This is a genomic window from Agromyces bauzanensis (assembly GCF_014645655.1).
GTDB classification, from domain to species: Bacteria; Actinomycetota; Actinomycetes; order Actinomycetales; family Microbacteriaceae; genus Agromyces; species Agromyces bauzanensis.
On sequence record NZ_BMMD01000019.1, the window covers coordinates 44,843 to 67,264 of the forward strand.

At 70.7% G+C, this 22,422-nt stretch carries 23 protein-coding genes; 6 read left to right on the plus strand and 17 right to left on the minus strand.

Going from position 1 to position 22,422, the window contains the following annotated elements:
* Nucleotide 1: 1 nt before the first annotated feature.
* The 5 genes from IEX31_RS14780 to IEX31_RS14800 all read right to left on the minus strand — a co-directional run bounded on the left by IEX31_RS14780 (nucleotide 2) and on the right by IEX31_RS14800 (nucleotide 4,360).
* Nucleotides 2–877, minus strand: coding sequence for a branched-chain amino acid ABC transporter permease (locus IEX31_RS14780; protein WP_188744179.1), 876 nt, complete (start codon nucleotides 875–877; stop codon nucleotides 2–4).
* A gap of 83 nt (nucleotides 878–960) precedes the next feature.
* Nucleotides 961–2,136 carry an ABC transporter substrate-binding protein gene (locus IEX31_RS14785; protein WP_188744180.1) on the minus strand — a complete coding sequence of 392 codons (1,176 nt, stop codon included), beginning with the start codon at nucleotides 2,134–2,136 and terminating at the stop codon, nucleotides 961–963.
* A 186-nt stretch (nucleotides 2,137–2,322) separates the two neighbouring features.
* Nucleotides 2,323–2,727 (minus strand): nuclear transport factor 2 family protein, encoded by a 405-nt coding sequence (locus tag IEX31_RS14790; RefSeq protein ID WP_188744181.1) that lies wholly within the window; start codon nucleotides 2,725–2,727, stop codon nucleotides 2,323–2,325.
* Between the two features lie 550 nt (nucleotides 2,728–3,277).
* A complete protein-coding gene (locus IEX31_RS14795) occupies nucleotides 3,278–3,754 on the minus strand; it encodes a cupin domain-containing protein (protein ID WP_188744182.1) in 477 nt (158 codons plus the stop codon).
* Between the two features lie 126 nt (nucleotides 3,755–3,880).
* Nucleotides 3,881–4,360, minus strand: coding sequence for a MarR family winged helix-turn-helix transcriptional regulator (locus tag IEX31_RS14800; RefSeq protein WP_188744183.1), 480 nt, complete (start codon nucleotides 4,358–4,360; stop codon nucleotides 3,881–3,883).
* A gap of 97 nt (nucleotides 4,361–4,457) precedes the next feature.
* Between IEX31_RS14800 and IEX31_RS14805 the strand changes: the two genes are divergently transcribed.
* Nucleotides 4,458–5,111, plus strand: coding sequence for an FMN-dependent NADH-azoreductase (locus tag IEX31_RS14805; protein ID WP_188744184.1), 654 nt, complete (start codon nucleotides 4,458–4,460; stop codon nucleotides 5,109–5,111).
* Nucleotides 5,112–5,443: 332 nt separating this feature from the next.
* Entirely contained in the window at nucleotides 5,444–5,668 is a 225-nt protein-coding gene (locus tag IEX31_RS14810) for a hypothetical protein (protein ID WP_188744185.1), read from the plus strand.
* Nucleotides 5,669–5,682: 14 nt separating this feature from the next.
* Here the strand turns inward: IEX31_RS14810 and IEX31_RS14815 are convergent, their stop codons facing one another.
* The 4 genes from IEX31_RS14815 to IEX31_RS14830 are packed head-to-tail and all read right to left on the minus strand — an operon-like array spanning nucleotide 5,683 to nucleotide 10,044.
* Complete coding sequence (locus IEX31_RS14815; protein ID WP_188744186.1) at nucleotides 5,683–7,695, minus strand: ABC transporter permease; 2,013 nt, start codon at nucleotides 7,693–7,695, stop codon at nucleotides 5,683–5,685.
* The gene (locus IEX31_RS14820) at nucleotides 7,692–8,390 is read right to left on the minus strand and encodes an ABC transporter ATP-binding protein (RefSeq protein WP_229662394.1); all 699 of its coding nucleotides are present in this window, start codon (nucleotides 8,388–8,390) and stop codon (nucleotides 7,692–7,694) included. Before IEX31_RS14820 ends, IEX31_RS14815 begins: the two co-directional genes overlap by 4 nt.
* Before the next feature lie 26 nt (nucleotides 8,391–8,416).
* Complete coding sequence (locus IEX31_RS14825) at nucleotides 8,417–9,466, minus strand: S8 family serine peptidase (protein WP_188744187.1); 1,050 nt, start codon at nucleotides 9,464–9,466, stop codon at nucleotides 8,417–8,419.
* Nucleotides 9,467–9,498: 32 nt separating this feature from the next.
* On the minus strand, nucleotides 9,499–10,044 hold the full coding sequence (locus IEX31_RS14830; RefSeq protein WP_188744188.1) for a hypothetical protein: 546 nt from the start codon (nucleotides 10,042–10,044) through the stop codon (nucleotides 9,499–9,501).
* A gap of 183 nt (nucleotides 10,045–10,227) precedes the next feature.
* Between IEX31_RS14830 and IEX31_RS14835 the strand changes: the two genes are divergently transcribed.
* Both IEX31_RS14835 and IEX31_RS14840 read left to right on the plus strand, forming a co-directional pair.
* The gene (locus IEX31_RS14835; RefSeq protein WP_188744189.1) at nucleotides 10,228–10,911 is read left to right on the plus strand and encodes a response regulator transcription factor; all 684 of its coding nucleotides are present in this window, start codon (nucleotides 10,228–10,230) and stop codon (nucleotides 10,909–10,911) included.
* Nucleotides 10,908–12,239, plus strand: a complete 1,332-nt coding sequence (locus tag IEX31_RS14840) for a sensor histidine kinase (protein WP_188744190.1) — start codon at nucleotides 10,908–10,910, stop codon at nucleotides 12,237–12,239. The genes IEX31_RS14835 and IEX31_RS14840 overlap by 4 nt, the downstream gene beginning before the upstream one ends.
* A gap of 223 nt (nucleotides 12,240–12,462) precedes the next feature.
* Here the strand turns inward: IEX31_RS14840 and IEX31_RS14845 are convergent, their stop codons facing one another.
* The 8 genes from IEX31_RS14845 to IEX31_RS14885 all read right to left on the minus strand — a co-directional run bounded on the left by IEX31_RS14845 (nucleotide 12,463) and on the right by IEX31_RS14885 (nucleotide 21,759).
* On the minus strand, nucleotides 12,463–13,491 hold the full coding sequence (locus tag IEX31_RS14845; RefSeq protein ID WP_188744191.1) for an NADPH:quinone reductase: 1,029 nt from the start codon (nucleotides 13,489–13,491) through the stop codon (nucleotides 12,463–12,465).
* A 329-nt stretch (nucleotides 13,492–13,820) separates the two neighbouring features.
* A complete protein-coding gene (locus tag IEX31_RS14855) occupies nucleotides 13,821–14,621 on the minus strand; it encodes an alpha/beta fold hydrolase (RefSeq protein WP_188744192.1) in 801 nt (266 codons plus the stop codon).
* A 36-nt stretch (nucleotides 14,622–14,657) separates the two neighbouring features.
* Entirely contained in the window at nucleotides 14,658–15,563 is a 906-nt protein-coding gene (locus tag IEX31_RS14860) for a potassium channel family protein (protein WP_188744193.1), read from the minus strand.
* A 57-nt stretch (nucleotides 15,564–15,620) separates the two neighbouring features.
* On the minus strand, nucleotides 15,621–16,118 hold the full coding sequence (locus IEX31_RS14865; RefSeq protein WP_188744194.1) for a bifunctional nuclease family protein: 498 nt from the start codon (nucleotides 16,116–16,118) through the stop codon (nucleotides 15,621–15,623).
* A 74-nt stretch (nucleotides 16,119–16,192) separates the two neighbouring features.
* Nucleotides 16,193–16,699: a MarR family winged helix-turn-helix transcriptional regulator gene (locus IEX31_RS14870; protein ID WP_188744195.1), complete on the minus strand. Its 507-nt coding sequence runs from the start codon at nucleotides 16,697–16,699 to the stop codon at nucleotides 16,193–16,195.
* Nucleotides 16,700–16,965: 266 nt separating this feature from the next.
* The gene (locus tag IEX31_RS14875; RefSeq protein WP_188744196.1) at nucleotides 16,966–18,864 is read right to left on the minus strand and encodes an FAD-binding monooxygenase; all 1,899 of its coding nucleotides are present in this window, start codon (nucleotides 18,862–18,864) and stop codon (nucleotides 16,966–16,968) included.
* A gap of 217 nt (nucleotides 18,865–19,081) precedes the next feature.
* Nucleotides 19,082–20,428, minus strand: a complete 1,347-nt coding sequence (locus tag IEX31_RS14880; protein WP_188744197.1) for a class I SAM-dependent methyltransferase — start codon at nucleotides 20,426–20,428, stop codon at nucleotides 19,082–19,084.
* A complete protein-coding gene (locus IEX31_RS14885; protein ID WP_229662395.1) occupies nucleotides 20,425–21,759 on the minus strand; it encodes an FAD-binding oxidoreductase in 1,335 nt (444 codons plus the stop codon). The genes IEX31_RS14880 and IEX31_RS14885 overlap by 4 nt, the downstream gene beginning before the upstream one ends.
* An 85-nt stretch (nucleotides 21,760–21,844) precedes the next feature.
* Between IEX31_RS14885 and IEX31_RS14890 the strand changes: the two genes are divergently transcribed.
* Together IEX31_RS14890 and IEX31_RS14895 are read left to right on the plus strand one after the other, a co-directional pair.
* Entirely contained in the window at nucleotides 21,845–22,201 is a 357-nt protein-coding gene (locus IEX31_RS14890; protein ID WP_229662396.1) for a YdeI/OmpD-associated family protein, read from the plus strand.
* Nucleotides 22,192–22,419: an AbrB/MazE/SpoVT family DNA-binding domain-containing protein gene (locus IEX31_RS14895; protein WP_188744199.1), complete on the plus strand. Its 228-nt coding sequence runs from the start codon at nucleotides 22,192–22,194 to the stop codon at nucleotides 22,417–22,419. Before IEX31_RS14890 ends, IEX31_RS14895 begins: the two co-directional genes overlap by 10 nt.
* Nucleotides 22,420–22,422: the final 3 nt, after the last annotated feature.

Consider the following 22,422-nt stretch of genomic DNA (forward strand, 5'->3'; position numbering starts at 1 on the left):
CCTAGACCTCACGCACCTTACGACCGCCGAAGATGCCCTGCGGCCGGATGACGAGCACGAGGAACAGCAGGCCGAATGCGACCATGTCGCGCCACGAGCTGCCCACGGTGTTGACCGCGTAGACCTCCGCGAGTCCCAGGATGAGCCCCCCGACGAGGGCGCCCGGCAGCGAACCGAGCCCGCCGAGGACGATCACGGCGAGGGCCTTGAGCTCGACCGCGTGCCCGATTCCCAGGTTGGCGGCGTTCACGTTGAGCGTGAAGAGCACACCCGCCACCGCGCCGAGGGCGGATGAGATCGCGAACGTCGTGCTGCTGATGCGCCCCACGTTCAGCCCGAGCACCGCGGCCGCATGCGGGTTCTCGGCGATCGTGCGCATGCCGCGTCCGAGCTTGGACTTCGCGACGACCCACGTCAGAACGACCATGAGCGTCACGCTGATCACGAGGATCATGAGCTGCAGGAGCGAGAAGGTGGCACCCAGGAACTCCAGCCGGGTGGAGGGGAAGGCCTCGGCCGGGAAGCGGCGCGTGTCCGCCCCGTAGAGGGCCTGCAGGACCGACAGGATGACGGCCCCGAGGGCGATCGACGAGATCAGCCCGGCGAAATGCGCGTCGTGCCGTCCGGCGAGTGGCCGGAAGGCGATCCGCTCGATGAGTACGCCGAGCAACGCGCCGAGCGCGAAGACGATCGGGATGGCCAACCAGATCGAGACACCCCATCGTGTGACGACCTCGATCCCCACGAGCGCGCCCGTGGAGAACACGGCGGCGTGGGCGAGGTTGAGTCGATCGAGGATGCCGAAGACGAGGGTGAACCCGATGGCGAACAGCGCGTAGATCGAGCCGAGGAAGATCCCATCGAGGAATAGCTGCATGATGTCGTCCCTATGTCGAGCCGTGCGCCGCCGAACCATCCGACGACGCACGGCTCACGCTGGAGTGCGTGCCGCGGCGAGCTTCAGTCGAGGAGGGCGAACTTGCCGTCCTCGACCACCTGAACGAGCGCCTCATGCTCGGCGTCACGGTTCTCGTTGATCGTGACGTCGCCGAGGACAGTGGGCAGGTCGGTGATCTCACCGAGGCCGGCCTTGATGTCCTCGCGCTCGCCCGAGCAGTTCGCACGAACGGCCTCGTCGATGATCTGCATGCCCGCGTACGCCTGCGCCGCGAACTGGTCGGGTGCCCCATCGAACCGCTCGGTGTACGCCTCGATGAACGCGACGTTCTGCTCGTTGTCGGACGCGGAGTTCCACGCCGCACCGACGATCACGCCTTCTGCCGCCTCCCCGGCGCCCTCGATGAGCGCGGGCGAGTTGAACCCGTTGCCGCCGATGATCGGCGCGTCGATGCCGATCTCACGCGCCTGGGTGACGAGCGGCACCGCCGCCTCGACGAGCGCCGAAACCACGAGGGCATCGGGGCTGGACTGCTTCGCCTTGTCGAGGAGGGCGCGGAAGTCCGTGTCGGTCTTGGAGAAGGTCAGCGTCTCGATGACCTCGACGCCCTCCTCCTCGAGCGCGGCGGCGAACGCCTGGTACCCCGACTCTGTGAACGCGTCGTCGTTGCTGTACATCACGACGACCTTCTCGAGCCCGTACTTCTCGACGGCGGCGGCCACCGTCTGCGGAATGACCGCGTCCTCGGTGAGCGAGTCCCGGAAGATGTAGTCGCCGATCTCGGTGATGCCGGCGGCGGTGTTGGACACGCCGAGCACGGGAACCCCGGCCTCCTGCGCGACCGGGTCCGTCTGCTTGGCCGTGTTGGAGAGCGTCGGGCCGACGATGATGCTCGCACCGTCGCTGATGAACCCGTCGAACACCTGGATCGCCTGCTGCGGATCGGTCGCGTCGTCTTCGACGGTCAGCGCGTAGGTCACTCCGCCCACCTCGTTGAGGTCGTCGACCGCCATCTCGAGGGCGTTCTTCTGGCTGCTGCCGTACTGCGCCGCGCCGCCGGTGAGGCTGAACGCCGCGGCGATGGGGATCTCGGCCTCGATGACGCAGTCGGCACCGGTGCCGGCGCCGACGAGACCGCCGGCCTCCGTGTCGCCCGAGGGCGTCGGCGAACATGCCGCAAGGGCGAGGAGGAGGAGCGAGCCGCCCGCAACGGCGGTCAGGTGTCGTGCACTCATCATTGAGGACCTCTCTGGGGGGATTTCTTAGGGTGGCGCAATCCTATGACGGCCGCGCGGCGACGATCGGCCCGTGGCGATGGACGCTCGAGAATCGTTATCGATTCGCATCGATGCACGGAGGCAGTCGGGACGAACGACGTCGACGCGCGGGACAGCAGGGGACGCTCGGCACGACACCGGCACGGGTCAGCCGGGCAGTTCCACCAAGTAGGAGACGATCTCGGTGACGCGCTCCTCGTCGAAGTCGTACACGTCGCACGACGCGACGATCGAGACGTCGCCGTCGGCCCCGGTGTACCTGGCCAGGCTTTCGACCGCGACGCTTTCGTCGCCGACCACCGTGCGGAACCGCTGGAACTCCGTCGTGACGCCGGCGAGGTCGGCGGCGGTGCGCTCGCAGGCCTTCTTCACGGCCTTCCGTCCGATCAGCGGCTTCTCGCCGACCCGCGTCCAGACGACATCGTCGGTGAGGTGCGGCACCGCCTGATCGAAGCGGTGGCTCGAGAACGCGCGCGCGATCTTCTCGATCTCGGTCGTGACGACGTGCTGGGTCGTGTCGGTCGCCTCGGTCGCCTCGGTCGTGAGATCCATCTGGCCTACCCCCTCGCGCGGCATCCCGCGCCGTTGCGGATGATCGATGCCCTCAGCCTACGACGCGGAGTCTCCGCCGGCACTCTGCAGGAACGCGAGCACGGCCGCGGTCCGCCGGCGCTGCACGCGCTCGATGGTCTGATCGCGCACGCGTCGAGCTCTGGATCGCACCATCACGTCTGCCGTGTGGCTCGTATCGAATCCGCCTCACGTCAGGCGGATTCGACACGGCGGAGCCGCATGACCGATTGGCACGCCGCGGCTACCCGTGAGCAGGTTGCGGTGGGTGACGAAGGCGTCGTCGCTCATGTTGGCGAGACCAGCCCGAGTCCTCCCGTTCATGTGTCCTCCGAGCGTTCGCGTTCTCGACATCGAGACACCGGTCGACGCGGAGGTGCGACAATCCGGCGATGATCTCCCGCCGAGTGTCGATCGGGCGGTCCGCCACTCGTTCAACAGGTGACGGGCAGCATCCGGCGCGGCGCAGGCCCGCGACGCGGCGACCAGAGACGCCGGTACTACCGGCCGATGCCGGGGCATCCTCTCCGAGTCAGGCGTGCTGGTCGGGATCGGACTTCGGGGGCTGGACGCTCCACGATGGCGGTTCGTCCACTCCCGTCTCCTCATCGCGCTCGGCGTCCTCGCCCGTCTCCTGGACGATGCCGTGCGCGTGATGCACGGGCGCGTAGATGGCGTACAGCCGCAGCGGCTCATCGCCCGTGTTCTCGACATCGTGCCAGGTGCCGGCCGGCACCTGGATGCTCCAGCCGTCCCACACGTCCTGCCGGAACGTGAGCTCGTCCTTCGACGGGCCCATCTTCACCCGGCCGCGCCCGGCATCCAACCGCAGGAACTGGTCGGTCTCGGGGTGCGCCTCGAGGCCGATCGACTCCCCCACGGGAATCGACATCAGCGTGACCTGCAGGTACTTGCCGGTCCACGCGACGGTGCGATACTCATCGTTCTCCGTCGTCGCCGACTCGATGTCGAACGCGTTCGGTTCGGGCCCGTTGTCGGTGACCTCCATCGGTCGTCCCCCCTCGTGAGTGGGCACGCCGGCCGGCGTGCGCCCATGCGCACAGGGTAGCTTCGGCCGGGTCCGCAGCGCAGCGGCTGACGGACGAGCGGATGCCGCGACCCGGCGTGTGCCCGATCAGCCGCGCTCCCGGCCGGCGCGACGTTCACGTGCGCCCGGCTCCCCCGTCACCGCCTCGAGCACCGCCTCGAGTCCCCCGGCGACCTCGGCGAGCCGGTCGGCGTCGACCGGTGCGAACGCCCGCTCGATCGCCGGCAGGTACACGCGCGCCGCCGCGAGGAATCGGCGCTTCCCCTCGGCGGTGAGCACGGCGAACGCCGAGCGGCCGTCGTCGGGATTGGGCTCCCGGGTCACGAGCTCGGCGGCGGTCAGCTCGTCGACGAGCCGGCTCACGCGGGTGCGACTCAGCACGACCCGGTCGGCGAGCTCCCCCATGGTCAATCGCCCGCCCCCGTCGTTGAGCTCGAGCAGCACGTCGTACCAGCCCAGCGGCATGCCGCCGTCGCGCGCCACCACGCGGTCGAGTCGGGGCAGCAGCGCGGCGTGCAGGCGCAGCACCCCCTCCCAGGTGCGCTCGGCGTCGCTCGGCTTCGGCATGCGCCCATCGTATCATGGTTGTGTGCGTGCGCACGTACATGTTACACTCCCAGCATCCCAGATATATGTGCGTCTGCACGCAAGGAAGGATCAGACGATGACCACCCTCCTCCACATCTCGGCCTCGCCCCGAGGCGAGGCCTCCGAGTCGCTCGCGATCGCCCGCACGTTCGTCGACGCGTTCCGCGAGGCGAACCCCGCGGCATCCGTCGACGAATGGGATCTGTGGGACGGCTCGCTGCCCGACTTCGGCCCCGACGGCGCCGGCGCCAAGATGCGGATCTTCGCCGGCGAGCAGCCAGCCGGCCCGCAGGAGACCGCCTGGCATCGCGCCCGCGTCGCCTTCGAACGGTTCGCGGCGGCCGACCTCTACCTCTTCAGCCTGCCCATGTGGAACGCGGGCGTCCCCTACATCGCCAAGCAGTTCATCGACGTCGTCAGCCAGCCCGGCATGGTGTTCGGGTTCGATCCCGAGACCGGCTACACGGGCCTCCTCGAGGGCCGTCGCGCCGCCGTCGTGTACACGAGCTCCGTGTACGGAAAGGGTCGCCCGGCGGCGTTCGGCAGCGACTTCCAGCAGCCCTACTTCGAGGACTGGCTTCGCTGGGCCGGGATCATGGATGTCTCGTCGATCGCGTTCCGGCCGAACCTCGCGGTCGCCGACGCCGAGCCGGGGCGAACGGCGGCCCACGACGCGGCGAGCCGACTGGGCACGGAGTTCGCGGGGATGCCGCTGCGCCGCGCTTCGTGAGCCCGGCGCGGTGCCCGCGGCGACGGCGGCTCCTCGCCGTGGCGGCTCGAGTTCGCGCCGCCAACGCGAGCCGCGGCCGCCGCAGAGAGCCCGGCGTGTCGGATCTCCCCCGGCACCCGGGATGACGAGCGTGTCGAGGCGCGATCGGCCGTGCTTCGAGGCGAGTCGGGCCCCGGGCGCAGGCACCGGCGGAGCGAGAGCCGCGGGGTCGGCCCCACGCTCAGCACACGGTCGCGCTCGGCCCCCGCGGCGTCGTTCCTGCGCCCGCGGGAGCCGGCGAGCTCGGCCCGGATCTGCCCGCCGACCGTGATCAGCTCGGGGAAGCGGTCAGGATGCTCGGCGTCGACCATGGTGGGCATCGTGCGGATGAGCGCGTCGATGTTCCCGTCGTGGAAACAGCCGCGCAGCGCCGCCGCCGGATCGCGCCGTCGACAATCGGGCTCGACGCGGTACAGGGTCGCCCTGACCTGGTCAGCCCGGCGTCCGGCCTCGCCAAGTGGGCCTCGACGGAGGCGCGGGAGCAGGGCGCCGCATCGGGCCAGAGCTTCTCGGCGTAGCCGCCCGCGATGGGTCAGGCGCCCCAGATCGCGTCGAGGATCTTCATCCTGACCGTCTGCACAGCGGGGATGACGGCCGAGACGGCCGCGACCACGAGCAGGATGCCCGCGGTGCGCACGAAGGACCCCACGTCGGCGACGAGGGTCACGGGGCCGTTGGGAAACACGAAGGGGAAGCGCTCGACGAGCGGCACGATCACCACGGCGAAGAGCGCGGCGCCGGTGACCACCCCCAGGGTCGCCGTGATCATCGATTTGAGCATGTAGCTGCCTACGATCGCGTTCGCCCGGATCCCGATCGCGCGCTCGATCCCGATCTGGCGACGGCGGTTCGTGAGATCGACATAGGTGATGATGAACACCGTGATCGCAGCGACCAGGAGCGAGATCAACCGCATGATGCCGTCGACGAGCTCGAAGGTGTCGAGCTGATCCTGGATCGCGGCGGCGAGCTGCTCCGGCGATTGGAACTCGACGTCGTCGCGGAGGGGCGCGATCGCCGCGGTGAGCTCGGCGGTGGACACTCCCGGCTCGCCGATCACGGTGATCCGCGTCGCCGTGTCGGCCCCGGGGGCCGAAGCCCCGGCGCTCAGCGCCTCGGTGAGCGCCTCGCGCTCCCCCTCACCCGAGGCTGGGACGTTCTCGGCACTCGCGGCCAGTCCCTCGGCGATCCCGGCGGCGCCGTCGGCGACCCGGAGGGCCGCGGAATGGGACTCGCCTGCGGCCGCGGCAAGGCTGTGCGCGGACGACTCGATCGCCTGAGCCCCGTCGGTGAGCGTCGCCGCGTTCGCGGCGAGCTCGGCGACCGAGCCGGCGAGCGCGCCCGCTCGCGCCGCGAGCTCTTCCGCCGCCGTCGCGGCGGCGGAGACGCCAGTCGCCGTCGCGGTGACGAGCGCTTCGCTCGCCGCCGCTTGCTCGGCCTCGAGCTGGACCGCGGCAGCGTGCGCGGCCAGATCGGTGCAGAACTCCGGGTCGGACTCGACCGGGCAGGCCGCGGCCAGGGATGCGGCCTCCGCGGCGGCGAGCTGAGTCCCGCTCGCGGCCGCGCCCGCCGCGGCGACCGCCGAGCCGGCGGCGTCTGCGGCGAGCGTGGAGAGCGTCGTCGCCAGCCCCTCGGTCGCCGCGGCCAGCGCGACGGCGCCGGCCGCGAGCTCGGTGGCGGCGTCCGCGAGCTCCGCTGCCCCGTCCGCGACCTGCGACACTCCGTTCGCCAGCTCGTCGGCCCCCTGCTTCAGTCCCGCGATCCCCTCGGCGAGCGCATCGGCGCCGGACGAGAGGCTCGCAGCCTGCCCGCGAGCCTCCTCCACCCCGGCGGCGATCTCGTCGGTGGCGGCGTACATCTCCTCGACCTGCATGCCGAAGTCGGCGGTCGGAACCCGGGCATCGGCGGCCGCGGTCGAGATGTAGGCCGCCTGATCGCTCAGCGCGAAGCTGTTCTGGTAGATCCCGCGCACGACGAAGGTCTCGACCGCTCCTCCGATCATCGTGACATCGACTCGGTCGCCCACATGGACCGACTTCAACGAGCTCGCGTACGCCCGCAACTCCTCACGGTCGGCGCCGGCGATGTCGATGCCGAGCACGATTCCGTCGATGTCGCCGGGCGAGAGGAACTCCCCCTCCACGAGGGCCTGCGCGGTGCTGAACACACTGCCGAAGCTCACCGGATCGATCGCGTCGACGCCCCACGCGTTCGACTCGTCACCGAAGGCGATCTGGGTCCCCACCCGGCGGGCGGAGGTCGCGGCCTGCACACCCGGGACGGCGCGCAGCTCCGCCAGATACGCGTCGACGGCGGTGATCGCGACGCCCTCTGCCGCGGTGATCGTCAGGTCGCCCGTCAAGGTGTTCCGGAGCTGGCGATCGATCGAGGCGGTCGCACCCCCGATGAGCGCGGGGAGAAACGACACGCTCACGAAGACGACCGCCATCATCGCGATCGCCATCGCCGTCACCCCGGCGTTGCCGCGTGTGATCGAACGCAGAGCGAGGAAGCCCGCGACCCGCGCGGTGCGCGCGGGGCTCACGACTCGACCTCGACGGGCTCGGCGATCAGCGCGCCGTCGTGCAGCAGGACGAGCCGGCGCGCGAAACGGCTGTCGTCCGGGTCGTGTGAGACGAACACCACGGTGACGCCGAGGTCGCGGTTGAGACGCTGCATCGTCTCCATGACGACGTTCCCGGAGACCGAGTCGAGATTCGCGGTGGGCTCGTCGGCGTAGACGATCGCGGGCGTGTTGACCAGCGCCCGCGCGATCGCGACTCGCTGCTGCTCGCCGCCGGAGAGCTCCTTCGGCCGATGCCGCCTCCGGTCGCCGAGCCCGACCCCCTCGAGCAGCTGTGCCGCGCGCGCGCGGTAGTCGGCGCGGCGGCCTCCGAGCATCATCGCCGGGAGGAAGACATTCTCCTCGGCCGTGAGCTCGGGGATGAGCGCGTACTCCTGGAAGACGTAACCGAGCCGCGCGAGCCGGAGCGCGGCACGCCGTCGCTCGCTGAGACCCGACACATCGACGCCGTCGAGCTCGATCGTCCCGGAACTCGGACGATCGATGAGGCTCAGCTGACGCAGGAGGGTGCTCTTGCCCGAGCCGCTCTTACCCGTGATGCAGACCATCTCGCCCGCGGCCACCTCGAGGGAGACGTCGTGCAGTGCCCGAACCTCGATAGAGCCGAGCTGGTAGGTCTTCGAGACCCCGCTCGCGCGGATCGCGGCGGGAGCCACCGTCGCAATCGCGGCCGGTTCCACGATCAGACCCGCCTTATCGCCACGGCGAGCGCCACGACGAGCACAACGACGAACACGACGAGCACCGCGATGAGCACGAACAGGTACGGCTCGGTAACCGCCGCGTCCACGGCCTCCTCCGCCGAGCTCATCAGGGTCGGCGCGGCCGGGGGCGCGGTCGCGAGGGCGGCCCTCGCGTTCACGATCCCCGCCCCGAGCCGCGGATCGCCCGCCGGGTTGGCGGCGGTCGCGGGGATCGCGTCCCGGATCTCGGCCGGCGAGAGCCCTGCTTGGACGAGCAACGCCGCCACGGCCGCGACGAAGGGGGCGGCCATCGATGTGCCGCTGAGCACCGCGGACCCGTCAGTGCCCTCGGGGAAGAGCGTCGTCGGATAGCTGGGCGCCGTCGACAGGATCTCGACGCCGGGCGCCGCGACCGCGCGGTCGTCGCCGATGTTGGTGAACGGAGCGGCTTCGCCGAAGCCGTCGACCGCGACGACCACGAGACCCGGGACGCCCGCCCGGAACACCTGCTCGTACTGGCCGTCGTTGCCCGCGGCGACCACGACGACCGCGGTCGCCGCGGCCTCGCGCAGCGCGAGTCCGATGGGCCCGCTCCTGCGGACACGGTCCAGGGCACCGGAATCCCCGAGCGAGAGGTTGATCACCTGGGCCCCATGGTCGGCGGCCCAGAGGATGCCGCGTGCCACGAGCTCGGGGGAGCCGGCTCCGTTGTCGTCGAGCACGCGGACCGGCATGATCGCCGCGGCGGGCGCTCCCGACGGGGTGCCCCAGTCGATCGCCGCCGCGACGGTTCCCGCGACATGCGTGCCGTGACCGTTGCCGTCCTGCGGGACGTCGTCGTCGTCGACGAAGTCCCAGCCATCGACCACGCGGCCTTCGAAGGCGGGATGCTCCAGATCGAGACCCGTGTCGACGATGGCCACGACGACGCCCGCGCCGTCGTGACCCTCGTCGGCCAGCCCCTCGAATCCTGCGAGATCGAGCGGGGCGGCGCTGTCGGTGGCGGTCGCCGGGGCCGCGCCGCCGAGGGACAGGACGGCGGCGATCAAGATCGCCGAAAGGGCGTGAGGTCGGCGCGATCTCACCGGTCGGCTCCGAGCGCGAGCGAGCGGAGCACGGCGCGCAGCCCCTCCCGCTCGAACAGTTCGCGCAGCTCCTCGGCCTTCTCCTGCAGCTCGGAACCGTACTCGCCGGCGAGGACGCCGTCGCGCAGCTCGCGGGCAAGCGCGCGCCGCTCCTCCGGTTCCGCTTCGCGGAGGGCCTCGATGTCCGCCTGTAGCTCGGCCGGCAGCTCGCCGAGGCGCGCGTCGAGGGTCTCGACGAGCAGTCGGACGCGGGGGCCGTATCCGCCGGTCTCCGCCGTCGTCCGCACCTCGGCGCGCAGCGCCGCGCGCTCCTCGGGCGGGGCGTCGGCAATGCGGAGGAGGTCGGCGCGCAGTTCGGGCGGGAGCTCGCGAACGGCACCGGCGCGCAGCCCCGCCGGCCACGGAGCGGTCGCCGACTCGGCGGCGGTCGTGATCGCCAGGGTGGGCAGCGCCGTCGTGAGCACGAGCACCGCCGCCCCCAGCACGGCGATGATCGCGATGAGCCAGGGCGTCGTGGCGCGTCGAACGGGTGTTGTCGTCATCTGAGATTCCTTCGGACTGTGCGGGGTCCAGATTCTGCGGGGTCGCAGTGCTCGTCAAGCTGATCGCGACGAACCTGACAAGTATCACAAGAAGTCGCCGGGGAGTTGTTCGAGAATTGTCAGGGGGCGCGGAAACCCGTCGGCCCGCTGGACGGCGGCGTCCGGGGACGCTTGGATGGAGTCGTGACCGACGCCCGGGGCCTCGTGCTGATCGCCGAGGACGAGATCGCGATCGCCCAGCTCGAGCGCCGCTACCTGGACCGGGCGGGGTTCGGCGTGCACGTCGAGCAGGACGGTGTCGCGGCTCTCGAGGCTATCCGCAGGCTCCGGCCCGCACTCGTCGTGCTCGACATCGGGCTACCGGGTATGGATGGCTTCGCGATCTGCGCCGCGCTGCAGGAGGTCGGCGACCCGGTCCCGATCGTCTTCGTCACGGCCCACGACGACGAGGTCGAGCGCGTGCGCGGACTCGAGCTCGGAGCGCACGACTACATCACGAAGCCGTTCTCGCCGCGCGAGCTCGTCGCCCGGGTCTCCGGAATCCTGCGACGCGCCAGTGCGGGTACCAGCCCGTCGCGGCGCCACGGGCGACTCGAGCTGGATGCGACCCGCCGGCGGGTGACGGTCGACGGCGTCGCGGCGGATCTGACCGCCACGGAGTTCGACCTCCTGCTCGCTCTCGTGCGTCAGCCGGGGCGCGTCTTCACCCGGCCCGAGCTGCTCGCGCAGGTGTGGGGGAAAGCCGACTACTCGGGAGGGCGCACGGTCGACGTCCACGTCGCGCAGCTGAGGGCCAAGCTCGGCCCGCCTGCGGGGATCCGCACCGTGCACGGTGTCGGCTACACCGCCGATGAGCATCCCGGATGAGCCTTGCGGCGCGCATCTCCGCGCTCGTGGTGAGCGCGACGATCGTCGTCGCGCTGGTCGCGGGACTTCTCACCCTCCAGGTCCTGCGGCAGACCGTGGAGGCGCAGGCGCGCATCCAGCTCGATCAGCAGCTCGCGCTCGCCACCGTCGGCGACGACCTGGACGCGGCGGCCCTCCACCTCGACCGCTGGGTCGCGCTCACGGGAGACCTCGTGGCCGTGATCGCCTCCGACGGCTCGGTGCAGGGCAGCGCAGCCGAGTACCTCTCGCCGGAGCTGCACGCACGGCTCGCGGCAGGCGAGGAGGTCTCGGACACCCTTCTCAGGTGGCGCGCTCCCGTGATCCTCGAGGGGACGCCGGTCGGCGACGGAGCCGTCGTGCTCGCCCGCTCAGACACGGTGCTCAACGAGGCCAGCCGCGCGCTCGTCCTTCGCGTGCTGCCGGCGCTGCTCGCGGGGGTCATCGTGGCGGTCGTCGGCGGCGCCGTCCTCGCGCGGCGGATCACCCGCTCGCTCGTCGCGACGGCACAGGCCGCGTCCCGGCTCGCGGCCGGCGAGCGCGGCGTCGCGGTGCCGCGACCGGCGATCCCCGAGGTGCGCAAGGTCGCCGAGGGCCTAGCCGTCCTCGACGAGGCCCTCGCCGCGAGCGAGGGACGGCAGCGCGAGTTCCTGCTCTCCATCTCGCACGAGCTGCGCACCCCTCTCACCGCCCTGCGCGGCAACGCCGAGGCCCTCGCCGACGGCGTCATCCCCGCCGAGGAGGTCCGGGAGGTCGGCGCGACCCTGCTGCACGAGACCGACCGACTCGGTCTCTTCGTCAACGACCTGCTCGAGCTCGCCCGGATGGAGGCCGACGACTTCGCCGTCGCCCCGGCGCCGGTCGACCTCGTCGCGCTCCTCCACGCTGCGGAGCGCGGCTGGCACGCGGCAGCCCTCCGGCTCGAAATCGCGCTCTCGGTGGAGACCCCGCCGGGAGCCGCGATCGTCGTCTCGAGCGACGAACGTCGCCTGCGTCAGCTCGTCGACGGGCTCGTGGAGAACGCGCTGCGCGTCACACCGGCCGGCGGCTCGGTGACGCTGATGCTCGAAGCAGGGGACGGGCGCGCGCGGCTGGGCGTGCGCGACACAGGACCCGGGCTCGACCCGACCGACCTCGACCGGGCCTTCGAGCGCGGGATGCTGCGCGAGCGCTACCGAGAGAGCCGTCCCGTGGGATCCGGACTCGGTCTCAGCATCGCGGCCCGGCTCGCCCGACGCCTCGGCGGGGAGATCTCGGCCAGCCATGCGCCGGGAGGCGGGGCGGAGTTCGCGGTGCGACTGCCGCTCTGAGCGCCCTTGCTCATCCCACGCTCCCGCTCGTCGTCCGCGCCACGAGGCGTCGGATACGTCGATGCCGGAAGCCTCGGTCGCGGCACGCAGCCGATCGAGGATCGCCCGCCACGTCGGGTCGGCCACCGCGCTGAGCACGGCATCGAGTTGATATTCACCCCATATGGATGGGTATACGCAGGGCCTCCGGCAGCGTCAAGCGGTCGGGCGAACGGATGCCGCGTCAGCGCGAGGCGACGTCGATGAGCACCTTGCCCACGGTGCCGGCCTCGACCGCGTCGTGGGCGGCCGCGGTCTGCTCGAGCGGATACCGGTGCACCGGCAGGCCCGCCCCATCGCCGATCACCAGGGCGCCGTCGCGGGCCGCTGCCGTCACGTCCTCGCCTGCCGCGGCCCAGGCACGCGCGCCCATCGTGTAGATGAGCACGAACTGGTAGCGCAGGTTGTGCATGATCGCCCGGCCGAAGTCGATGGTCACCGGCGCCCCGCCATCGTTGCCGTAGCTCGCGATCGTCGAGCGCTCGTGGGTCACGGCCTGGTCGAGCTCGGCGTTCGCGCCCGCGGCCACCTCGACGACCAGGTCGACGCCGCCCGGCGCGATCGCGCGGATCCGCTCCGCGGCATCCGTCTCGCGATAGTTCACGACGTGGTGCGCGCCGGCGGCCTCGGCGAGCGCGCCCTTGTCGGCGCTGCTCACCGTCGTGATCACCGTCGCGCCGGCCCAGCGCGCCAGCTGGATCGCGGCGTGGCCGACGGCGCCGGCTCCCCCGGCGACGAGCACGGTCTTCCCGGCCAGCGCGCCGGGGTGGAGGCGGGCGGGGCCGTCCTCCGAGACGGTCAACGCGCGGTGAGCGGTGACCGCGGGCACGCCGAGGCTCGCCCCCACGTCGAACGTCACCTCGTCGGGCAGCGGGAAGGCCCGATCGGCGAGCGTGATGGTGAACTCCTGCGCCGTGCCCGACGCCGGGCGCTGCCACGCCGAGATCGCGAGCCACACCCGGTCGCCCCAGGCGAATCCGGCGATACCCTCGCCCACCGCGTCGACGATGCCGGCGCCGTCCTGGTTCGGCACGCTCTCGCCGGCCGCGGCGGCCGCAGTGCCTGTGCCGCGGCGCGACTTCCAGTCGGTGGGGTTCACGCCCGAGACGACGACGCGCACTCGCAACTCTCCGGAGCCGGGCTCGGGGATGTCCCGCTCGGTGAGCTCGAGCATCGAGGAATCTCCGGGCAGGCGGTGGACGATCGCTCTCATGTCGGGTGCAACCGACTGGACGGGCCCGGGATTCCACACCCCCTCCACATCCCCGGCCTGAGGCCGACTGTTCACGTTCTGGACCCGGGATCCCTCCAGACCGATATCACTCGCCGGTGAGACATCGACGAACGAGACGCGGTCCATGCAACGGTTCACCGAGCTGCGCCACCACGTCTACGAGCAGATCCAGCTGGCCAAGCGGGGGTTCCGCCCAGACGTCGTCGCCTCGCGGTGACGACACCGGCGACCGCGGAGGACCGGCAGCGGCGCATCAGCCCGGGCCTGACGCCGCCGACGACGACGACCGTACGTTCGCTCCTGGAAGCTCAGCCGCCCGAGGTGAAGAACTCCACCGCCGCCTGCCGGAACACCCGCGACCCCGGCGCATTGAAGTGGTGCCGATTCGGCAACTCGACGAACGAACCGGCCGGCGTGGCATCCGCCAGCGCACGCGACTGCTGGAGGATCGCGTCCTCGCTACCCGTGGCGAAGAGGATGGGCTGCAGCGGCGGATGCGTCGGATCCGGGTCGGCATCCCCCAGCCGCATGCCCTCGGCGAGCGCGAGGAGTGCGAGCAGGTCGTTGCCGCCGACACGCTCGGCGAGCGTCACGTAGTTCAGCGTCACCCGGTCCTGCACCGGTGTGCCGTGCTCGGCATAGGCACGCGCCTGCTCGATCTGCATTCGCGCGAGCGAGCGCCCGTCGGGGATGCCCCCCAGCACCGCTCGGTCGACCCGGTCGGCCGCCTGCACGGCCACCTGCCAGCCGACCCGCGCGCCGAGTGAGTACCCGACGTAGTGCACGGTGTCGAGCAGGTAGGTGTCGAGCACGGTGCAGAGGTCGCCGACCAGTGCGTCCATGCCGTATTCGGATGCCTCGTGCGGCTTGTCGCTCGCCCCGTGACCGAGCTGGTCGACGCCGAGTACGCGGAACCCCGCGCGCGTGAGGTCGCGCACCCATCCCGTGTTCACCCAGTTGTCACGGTAGCTCGACGCGAATCCGTGCACGCACAGCACCGTCGGGGCATCCTCGTCGCCCCAGAGGTAGGTGGCGATGCGCCGACCCTCCGCCGACATCACGTACTTGGGCGACGGCATCGCCGTCAGGGCTGGGATCGCGGCATCCATGACCGCCATTCTGCCCCATGGCCCGAAGCCCGAGGCTCAGGTCTCTTGCTCGTTCGCGACGCCCGGCGGCGCCGGCCGCTGCCGGTGCTGGCGGGCGTACTCGCGCAGGATCTCGTCGGTGCCGATGCCGCCCCGGGGGATGAACCGGCGACGCAGGATGTCGGCGAAGTCGTCGATCGCCTCCTCGAGCATCTGGCCGCTGTTGCGCACGGTGCGGTCGGGCGACCTGCGCGCGAGCCTCGCCAGGTGCATGCCGTACGGCAGCTGCGCCGGAAGCGAGGCCTCGGGGGCCTCCTCGGTGAAGTAGTGCGACTCGGCGTTCTGCCACAGGTCGACCCGCACCTGCGCGAGGTCGGCGGTGAGCGAGTCGAGCAGGCCACTGGAGGTGCCGGCCTCCATGTCGAGCAGGTGCCCGGCGGTGTCGGCCCGCTGGATGAGGGCGATGCGCAGCGCGAGCGCGCGGCGCCGGCCGAGTCCGGGATAGAGCTCGAGGAACCAGGCAACCGCCGCGGTCAGCAGGGCGAAGCCGATCAGCCCCTGCAACGGGGCGAAGATCCGCAACCACGGGTCGGTCGGATAGGCGTCGCCGAGCCCGAGGGTCGACATGCTCACGACCGAATAGTTGAACGCCTCGACCACGGCGGGATAGGCGTCGGGGCGGATACCGGTGTTGTAGGCGAATCCGTCGGGCACGTGCGGAAGGTAGACGACGGTCCAGCCCGCGATCTGCAACGCGGTCCACGTCGTGATCACGGCGACGACGGCGAGCGGGCCGGCCAACGTGCGTCCGCGTCGGCCGAGACGCGACGAGAGTCCCCACGTCGTACCGGCGACGAGGTGCGTGAGGCGTCCCCGGCCGGTCGGGTGCAGCACCGTGTGGAAGACCTCGTACAGCCCGAGCGCGATAACGGCGATGCCCGCGACCGTCCAGCTCCAGCTCACGCCGTCGACCCCTCGGGATGCGAGCGCGCGGGCGCCTCGGGATGCCTCACCCGCACGTCAACCCTGGAAGTCCTCGGGGTCGACGTCCTCGAGGAACTTCTTGAACTCGTCGAGCGCCTCCTCCTCGTCGGTGTGCGGCTCGACCATCTCCGCGGGGATGCCCGCCTCCTCGAGCACCGCATCGGCGACGAACAGCGGCGCCTCGGTCCGCGCCGCGAGCGCAACCGAGTCCGACGGACGCGCATCGAGCACGACCGGGCCAGACGGAGTGGTGAGGGTGATCTCGCCATAGAAGGTGCCGTCCTCGATGCGGGTCACCTCGATCCGCTCGACCCGCGCGCCCACGGTGTCGAGCAGCGTCTTCATGAGGTCGTGCGTCAGCGGCCGTGGCGCCTGTTCGCCCTGGATGGCGATGAGGATCGAGGTCGCCTCCTGCGAGCCGATCCAGATCGGCAGCACGCGCCCCGCGCTCGCCTCCTCGCCCAGCGGCTTCAGGAGGATGATGTGCTGTCCGGAGGCATCGAGCGCAACGCCGAGCACGCGGACCTGGACCATGGTGACTCCCGTCTGAGGATCGGGCGTGACACTGCCATCGTATGCCCGGTCATCGGCGCCGCCCGCGCGGCGATCTACTCGGGGTCCTCTGCGAGGCGGCGCAGCAGCCGGGCGAGCGTCGCCTGCTCCTCGTGCGTGAGTCCGCGGAGGGCCTCGGCCTCGCGATCGGCGAGCCGCCGCATGGCGTCGTCCGCGCGCGTCGCCCCGTCGTCGGTGAGGCGTACGAGCACGCTCCGCCCGTCGCGTGGATTCGGACGTCGTTCGACGAGACCGCGGCGGGAGAGGTTGTCGAGGCGATTGGTCATCGCCCCGCTGCCGATCATGGTGGCCTCGATCAGCTGTGCCGGGCTGAGCTCGTGCGGGGCATCCTCCCGACGGAGCGCCGCCAGCACGTCGAACTCCCACGCCGCCAGGCCCGCGCCGCCGAAGGCGCTCGCGCGCAGGCGGCCGAGGCGATTCGACACCCGCCGCAGGCGCGACATCACGTCGAGCGGAGACAGGTCGACATCGGGGAGCCGACGGGACCACGCGTCGATGAGCAGGTCGACCTCGTCATCGCGTTCGCTCACGTCGGGAGGCATACCTCGACGGTACCCCGGCGGGGCGGTCGCCGGAGCGGGCGGCGGATCGTGGGGCGCGGGCACGGATCCCATCAGATGAACAGCGTGGTACCCGACTTCTCGGCCTGGCCGAGAGCTGCCGACCGCCGGCTTCGAGGTCCGCCCCGATCGTACGGCTCCGGGCACGAGGGCGTGGGACGTCCGACGCGCCCTGTGGACGGGATCATGACGGTGGCGGTGACGGATGCGACGTGGCATCCGTCACCGCCACCGGTGTGTGAGACCCGTCAGACCGTGGCGGGTGCCGTCGAGCTGAGGGCGGGCCGGAAGAACGCGACGAGCTCGTCGGTCGCGGCGACGGGGAGGACGTTCGCGACGTAGCCGTCGGGCCGCACCAGGACCACAGCGCCGGCACGGTCGATGCCGCGCTGGTCGAAGATGTCGTCTGCGGGGTCGGCGGCGTAGACCTTCTCGTAGTCGGTGAGCTGGAACGGCCCGACCTTGGGCAGGAACACCTCGGGCACCTGGCCGAGATCGACGCCCGTGTGGTCCTGCTGGTAGATCACCTTCACGTCGAACCACGCATCGCGGTCGAGTCCGGCTGGAGTGGCCGTGACCGGCGAGCCGGGCGCGGTCGCGAGCCACTCGGCGAGGTCGGCGACGGCGGATGCCTCCCCGGCGCGTGCCTGGTCGGCGAACACGTAGATCCGCCAACGTCCGTCGGCCGTGGCGTGGTGGCCGAGGTGGATGGGGTTCGCGTCGCCGACCCGAACGACCGGGGCGGACTTGAAGCGCTTGCCGATCGGGAACCCGGTCGCGAGGTCCTGGTGGGCGCCCACGCCGATGATCATCGACGGCGTGTACTCGGTCATGAACCCGGCGGGGAACTCCGCGGTGCGTACGTAGAAGTCCTCGAGCTCCGACGGGTTGGCGAACTCCTCGGGCTTCTTCGCCATCATGGTCGACCATTCCCGGTCGAAGTCGATCAGGTTCTTCGCGACCACCTGACGCTCGGCGGAGTAGGTGCTGAGCAGGCTCTCCGGGCTGCGGCCCTCGAGCACGTGCCCGAGCTTCCAGCCGAGGTTCCAGCCGTCCTGCATCGACACGTTCATGCCCTGGCCGGCCTTCGCGCTGTGCGTGTGGCAGGCGTCGCCGGCGATGAACACCCGCGGCGTGCGCGTGCCGACCGCGTCGCCGACGAGGTCGTCGAACCGGTCGGTGAGGCGGTGACCCACCTCGTACACGCTATGCCACGCGACGTTCCTCACCTCGAGGGTGTACGGGTGGATGATCGCGTTCGCCCGGCGGATGATCTCCTCGATCGGGGTCTCGCGCACCGCGCCGTAGTCGTCTTCGGACACCACGCCGAGGTCGACGTACATCCGGAACAGGAACCCGCCCTCACGCGGGATGAGCAGGATGTTGCCCGCCTCCGACTGGATCGAGCACTTGGTGCGGATGTCGGGAAAGTCGGTGACCGCGAGCACGTCCATCACGCCCCACGCGTGGTTGGCCTTGTCGCCCACCATGTGACATCCGATCGCCTCGCGCACCCGGCTGCGCGCACCATCGGCGCCCATCACGTACTTCGCGCGCACGGTACGGTGCTGGCCCTCGTGCTTCCCCGCGGTATGGTGCAGGGTCACGGTGACCGGGTACTCGCCCTCGTCGGCGATCTCGAGGCCCACGAACTCGTAGCCGTAGTCGGGGGTCAGGCGGGTGGGCGAGTGCGCCGCGACCTCGGCGAAGTAGTCGAGCACACGCGCCTGGTTCACGATCAGGTGGGGGAACTCGCTGACCCCGGTCGGGTCGTCCTGGGTCACGGCCGCGCGCACGATGCGCGACGGCTCGGCGGGGTCGGGCTTCCAGAACGCCATCTCGGTGATGCGGTACGCCTCGGCGATGATCCGCTCGGCGAACCCGAACGCCTGGAACGTCTCGACGCTGCGGGCCTGGATGCCGTCGGCCTGGCCGATCACCAGCCGTCCGGAGCGACGCTCGACGATGCGGGTCGTGATGTTCGGGAACTGCGACAGCTGCGCCGCCGCGATCATGCCCGCAGGCCCCGTGCCCACGATCAGCACGTCGACCTCGTCGGGAAGCTCCTCCGGGCGGTCGATCCCGACCCCGGCAGCAGGCTTCACCCGCGGCTCTTCGGAAACATAACCGTGATGGTGGAACTGCACGGGAACTCCTCACTTCACTGTGCGTACTGGCGCCCTGGCTGCGTCTGCCCGTGTTCTATAATCGAACTCGGAATTCACATATCGCGCAATTGATAGTAAGCGGATGCCGCGCGCCGGGCAAGTCGGCGTCTGTGCCGGGGCTTTGCAGGTTGAGGAGCGAGCGCAGCGAGCGTCTCGAAACCCGAAGTCCGGGCACTCCGAAGCGACCTCTGAGCTCTTACGGCGTCCACCACGGTCGCAGCGGGAGGTCGTCGACACCACCGCGGTCGTCGGTCTTGACCGCCAGCACCTGGTGCAGCTGGATACCGCCGGCCTCGAAGGCGAGTCGTGATCCGGCCATGTACAGACCCCACACCTTGGCGGTCGGAAGCCCCACCTCGGCGACCGCCTCGTCCCAGTGCTCGACGAGGTTGGCGCACCAGTCCCGCAGGGTCATCGCGTAGTGGGGGCGGAGGTTCTCCTCGTGCAGCACCTCCAGGCCGGCATCCTGGGCCTCGGTGATGATGCGGCCCGACCCGGTGAGCTCGCCGTCGGGGAACACGTACCGATCGATGAAACCGCGGGTCGACGGTCGCGACCGGTTGTCGGCGCGGGTGATGCAATGGTTGAGCAGCAGACCGCCGGGGCGCAGCCTGGAACGCAGGAATCGGAAGTACGACCGGTAATTGCGCACCCCGATGTGCTCGAGCAGCCCGATCGACGACACGGCGTCGAAGCCGGCCGCTTCCAGGTCGCGGTAGTCGCCATGGCGGACCTCGGCCAGCTCGGTCAGGCCCTCCTCGGCGATGGCGTGCCGCGCCCACGTGGTCTGCTCCCGCGACAGGGTCACGCCGGTGGCTCGGATGCCGCGGCGGGCCGCATACCGCACCATGCCACCCCAGCCGCACCCGACGTCGAGCAGGCGGTCGCCGGGCTTCAGCCGCAGCTTCTCGAACACGAGCCGGTATTTGTTCTCCTGCGCCTCGTCGAGTGAGGCGTCAACTCGCGGGTAGCACGCGCAGGTGTAGGTCATCGACGGCCCGAGCACCCACTCGTAGAAGGTGTTCGAGACGTCGTAATGGTGATGGATCGCCTCGGCGTCTCTGGCCTTGCTATGGCGGAGCCCCTCGGCGACGCGACGCCAGCGCGGCGGTGCCTCCTGGGGCGGCGGGGCGATCGGGCGCAGGTGCTCGACGCCTATGGAGCGCACGATCCGGGCCATGGCCCGCGGTGGCGGCATCCGGAAGACCAGTTCGTCGGCGAGCGCCGTGAGCAACTCGTACGGGTCGCCCGGGTGCACCCCGTGGATCTCGAGGTCGCCGGCGATGTAGGCGCGAGCCAGCCCGAGATCGCCGCGCGCGGTCGCGAGGTAGGTGGTCCCTCGCGGTGACTTCAGCTCGAGCCCGAACGGTGCGTCGGGCGGACCCGCCGAACTTCCGTCATAGGCGGTGAACCTCAGCGGCAGTCGACCTTCGGCGAGCAGCTCGAGGATCTCGGCCAGGGTGAGCTTTCGCTCCTCCCGCGTCCCATTCGCCGCCTTCGCTGTCTCGGTCGTTGCCGACGGCCGGTCCTTGAATGTGGTCATCGTCGTTGCACCGCCTTCGCATAGAGGTCGAGGAGCCGCGAATCGGGGTCGTACCGCGCCTTCGCCGCACCATAGGCGTCGCCGCCGTAGAGCCGGTCGAACTCCTCGGGCGAGTAATAGGAGTCGGAGTAGAGCGACTTGTGCCCGTCGAGTTCACTGACTCTGCGCTCGATCCGCCGGTTCGTCTCCCCCTCGGTCGAGCCGACCGGCACGGTCGACCAGAAGCCGACGTTGACGTAGGTCCGCTTCGGCCGCAGCGGATAGAGCGGCCAGCCGTCGTCGTCGCGCAGGCGCAGCGGGCACAGCCAGATCGGCTCGATCGGCACGTTCGCCAGGAACCAGTCGAGGAACTCGACGCACCGCTCGATCGGCACCTCGACGTCTTGGATCACGCGTTCGCGCGGCGGCCGGCCCCTGAGCTCCTCGAGGCGATCACCCACGTCGAATCGCCGTTCGAGCTTCATGAGCTTCCAGTAGGAACTGCTCCGCCGCAGTCGTCGCGGCCAGAGCCGTCGGATCACCGGATGCTGCGCGCCGAACGCCTTCGAGCACCAGAACCAGTCCGTGTCCCAGCGCCACAGGTAGTCGTGGATGGTGAGCCGGTCGTGCGTCGCGCCGTCATCGTGCTGGATGGAGCGATAGAAGATCTGCTGACGGGTGTAGTCGCTGACGGGGCCGGATGTCGCGGTCTGCACGCCCACGCACAGGTAGCTCTCGTCGGCGCTGAAGACGACCCCGTCGAGGTGGTCGACGGGCACCCCGTCGAGGCGACCGGTCTCGACGATGTCCTCCATCGCCACGACCAGGTCGGCGAGCGCGTGGAACCGCAGGTGCGTGAGCGCGACGAACGGCTCGACCGGTTCCAGCTCGATGCGAAGGCGCACCGCGTAGCCGAGCGTGCCATACGAGTTCGGGAACGCACGGAACAGGTCGGCATGCTCGCGTGGAGAGGCGGTCACGATATCGCCCGCGCCCGTCAGGATGTCCATCTCCAGCACCGATTCGTGCGGCAGGCCGTTGCGGAACGAGGTCGACTCGATGCCGAGTCCGGTCACCGCCCCGCCGAGGGTGATGGTCTTCAGCTGCGGCACCACCAGCGGCGCCAACCCGTGCGGCAGCGTCGCGACGACGAGGTCTTCGTAGGTGCACATACCGGCCACGTCGGCCGTGCGCGCCGCCGGGTCGACCGCGATGACGTGCGTGAGCCCTGACGTGTCCAAGCCGGCTCCGTGGGCCGGCGCGCGCGAGCGGAACAGGTTCGAGGTCGGTTTCGCGAGCCGCACCGTCGCTGCCGGCGGCATCGCCCGGTAGCTCTCGAGAAGGCGCTCCACGCCAGCGGCGTGAACGGTGCGTGCATCAGTCGCGGGAACGGACACGCCTCCACGGTAGTCCGCGGGATCGGATGCGACCACCCGCTTGCGTTCCGGTGCCCCGACGGCTCGTCGGTGGCGGCTGGCAGACTCGTGCCATGACCGCGACGATCGGCACGCCGGTGGCACGCCCGAGCGGCCGGCCATCTTCTTCTCGGGCCCCGAGGAGTTCCGTGCCTGGCTCGAAGCCAGCCACGACACCGGGACCGAGCTGTGGATGGGCCTGCACAAGAAGCACGTGCCCGACCGAGCGCTGACCTGGGAGCAGGCCGTGCCCCAGGCGCTGTGCTTCGGATGGATCGACTCGGCGTCGCAGCGCATCGACGACGACGCGCGCCGCCACAGGCGCGTTGGATGTATTACACGTAGGATGTATTACGGAAGGAGGTCCACATGCGACTGAACAGCAAGGGGCAGGTGACGATCCCCGCCGAGCTCCGCCATCGCCTGGGCTTCATGGAAGGCGACGAGGTCGAGGTCGTCGAAGACGGCAACTCGCTGCGCATCGTTCACGCGGATGCCGCGGACAGCAGAGGCAGGCGCGCGGTCGCGCGCATGCGCGGCAGCGCCAGCACCACCCGCACCACCGATGAGCTCATGCGCCTGCTGCGCGACGGATGACCG